The organism is Methyloceanibacter marginalis (assembly GCF_001723295.1).
GTDB lineage: Bacteria > Pseudomonadota > Alphaproteobacteria > Rhizobiales > Methyloligellaceae > Methyloceanibacter > Methyloceanibacter marginalis.
On record NZ_LPWD01000228.1, the window covers coordinates 1 to 3,018 of the forward strand.

The 3,018-nt window shown below is 62.1% G+C and carries 1 protein-coding gene; it reads left to right on the forward strand.

Annotation, left to right across the window (positions count from 1 at the left end; all coding sequences use genetic code 11):
- The first annotated feature begins 194 nt into the window (after nucleotides 1-194).
- Nucleotides 195-2,390 carry a glycine--tRNA ligase subunit beta gene (gene glyS, locus AUC71_RS09085; protein WP_069624010.1) on the forward strand — a complete coding sequence of 732 codons (2,196 nt, stop codon included), beginning with the start codon at nucleotides 195-197 and terminating at the stop codon, nucleotides 2,388-2,390.
- Nucleotides 2,391-3,018 lie beyond the last annotated feature (628 nt).

The window sequence follows — 3,018 nt, forward strand, 5'->3', positions numbered from 1 at the left end:
GAACCAGATGTGGAACGCCTATTTCTGGGTCGACGATGCGCGCGCCATGTACGAGGAGCTGAAGGAGCGCGGCGCCCACATTGACTATGCTCGGCGAAAAGCCTTACGGTGTTCTTGAGTTCGGCATCCAGGATCTTGACGAGCACGACATCGGTTTCGGTCAAGACCTCGCGCCTGCGGGGAGGGATTGAGCGATGGCCGAACTCCTGCTCGAACTCTTCTCCGAAGAAATCCCGGCCCGCATGCAAGCCAGAGCGCGCGAGGACCTTGCGCGTCTGCTCGCCGACAAACTGAAAGTCGCCGGTCTCGAATTTTCCGAGATCAAGACCTTCGCCACGCCGCGCAGGCTCACCGCGGTCGTCGACGGTTTGCCGAAGCGCTGCCCCGACAGGGAGGAGGAACGTAAGGGGCCGAAAGTCGACTCGCCTTCCATGGCCATTGAGGGCTTCCTGAAGTCCGTGGGGTTAACCGGTGTGGACCAACTGGAAATCCGGCAGATCAAGAAGCACGACTATTATTTTGCCAGGGTCAAAAAGGTTGGACGCACCACTGATGCGGTAGTGGCCGAGATCGTACCCGAGATCGTTAAGAACTTTCCATGGCCCAAGTCCATGCGCTGGGGCGAAAAACACGTGAGCCGACTGGTGACCGAAGAGGGTGATTATTTGGTCACTGAAGAAGGGGACTATATTGTTGTCGAAGAATGGCTCAAGTGGGTTCGGCCGCTCCATTCCGTGCTCTGCATTCTCGACGGCAAGGTGGTGGCGTTCGACATCGACGGCATCGAAAGCAGCAACAAGACGCGCGGCCACCGCTTCATGGCGCCCAAGCCCTTCGCCGTGAAGAGCTTCAAGGATTATGCGGCGAAGCTGAAAGACGCCTTCGTCATTCTCGATTCGGACGAGCGCGCCGCGACGATCTCAAAAGGTGCACACAAGCTCGCCGAGAAGGAAGGGCTGACGCTGGTCGATGACGAGGCGCTGCTCGCCGAGAATGCCGGCCTCACCGAATGGCCCGTGCCGCTGATCGGCGCCTTCGACGAGGATTTCTTGAGCGTGCCGCCGGAAGTGCTCGCCACGTCGATGAAGGCGCATCAGAAATGCTTTTCTCTGAAAAAGGGCGATGCGCTCGCCAACCGCTTCATGCTGGTCGCTAATCTGAAGGCGGAGGATCGCGGCCGGGCCATCACCCAAGGCAATGAGCGCGTCATCGCCGCGCGTCTCGCCGACGCCAAGTTCTTCTACGACCAGGACCGCAAGGGCTCGCTGGAAGATTGGGTGCCCAAGCTTAAGGAGATCACCTTCCACGAGAAGCTCGGCAACCAATATGAGCGCGTGCAGCGCATCTTCCATCTGGCGCGCGAGATCGCGCCCTTGGTCGGCGCCGATCCCGATCTCGCCGAGCGCGCCGCCATTCTCGCCAAGTCCGATCTGGTCAGCGACATGGTCGGCGAGTTTCCCGAGCTGCAAGGCGTGATGGGCCGCTACTACGCGCTGGATCAGAAAGAGAACCCCGCCGTCGCCGACGCCATCGCCGCCCATTACAAACCGGTCGGTCCCAACGACGACGTGCCCCGCGCGCCCATCGCCATCGCCGTGGCGCTGGCCGACAAGCTAGACACGCTTGTGGGCTTCTGGGCCATCGACGAGAAGCCGACCGGCTCGAAAGACCCCTACGCACTTCGCCGCGCCGCTCTCGGCGTCATCCGCATCGTGCTGGAGAACGGGGTCAGGCTGCCCTTGCGGCAGCAATTTCACTCACACCTCGTCATGGCCGGGCTTGGCCCGGCCATCCACGATTGGCCAAGAAGAAAGACGTGGATCACCGGGACAAGCCCGGTGATGACGATAGAGTGGAGGGAGATCGCACAGAGCCTGCTCGACTTCTTCGCCGACCGCCTCAAAGTCTATTTGCGCGATCAGGGCGCCCGGCATGATCTGGTCGACGCCGTGTTCGCGCTCGGCGGTGACGATCTCCTGATGATCGTCGCCCGTGTCGAGGCGCTTGGCCGCTTCCTCGAAACGGACGACGGCGCAAATCTTTTGGCCGGCGCCAAACGCGCCATGAACATCCTCCGCATCGAGGAGAAGAAGGACGGCCGCTCATACGATCAAGCGCCTGATCCTGCGCTTCTGGAGCAATCGCAAGAGAAGGCGCTCGCCAAAGCTGTCGACGAGGTCGAGAAGGCCGCGGCGTCCGCCGTCGAGAATGAGGATTTCGAAGCGGCCATGGGCGCCATGGCGCTCTTGCGCGAGCCCGTCGATGCCTTCTTCGATTCGGTGACGGTCAACGCCGAAGATCCGAAGCTGCGCGAGAACCGCTTGCGGCTCTTGAACCGCATCCGCGCCACCACCCAGACGGTCGCCGACTTCTCCAAGATCGCCGGCTAGCTCAGCGGTTGCGCCAATCCTCGTCATACCGGCGTAAGCCGGTATCCAGTGCGCGAAGCGAAACGAAGACTGGACCCCGGCTTTCGCCGGGGTGACGCCCAGCGGCGACGCCTGTTCCCGCTCTCGCCCGCTCGTCCCCGCGCAGGCGCCCACTCTCCTTCGTCATGCCCGGCCTTGTGCCGGGCATCCAATAGAGCGGAGCGGCAAGTGGAGAAGCTCAATTGGACCCCCGGGACAAGCCCGGGGGTGACGCAAAAGAGGGGTGCCTATCCCCGTCTTATGCCCGGCCTCAAAACCTCAAGTACAATGCGATCACCTCGTCCGTTGAAGGGGCGTTTTCATGAGACGTTCGTGATGGCGGGACGGGGTGCGGCGCCCGAGGTGGCGCGGTACGGAAGGGATGTCTCGGAAGCAAAATTCCCGATAGGCCCGGATCGCCGCGTCATGGTTTAACGGACCGGCCTCGGGGGTCTCCAGTTCGCCCGCCTGCGCTGTAACGCGTGGGCCGTCGGGTGAGATGCGTGCTCTCCTTGCACCGCGTCTGTGCCACTGGTGATAAGCGGCGATACGAGGCTCTAAAAAGATGCCGCAAAAAAGCATGCGCCTTACGCGCATGTGGCGCGCCGTA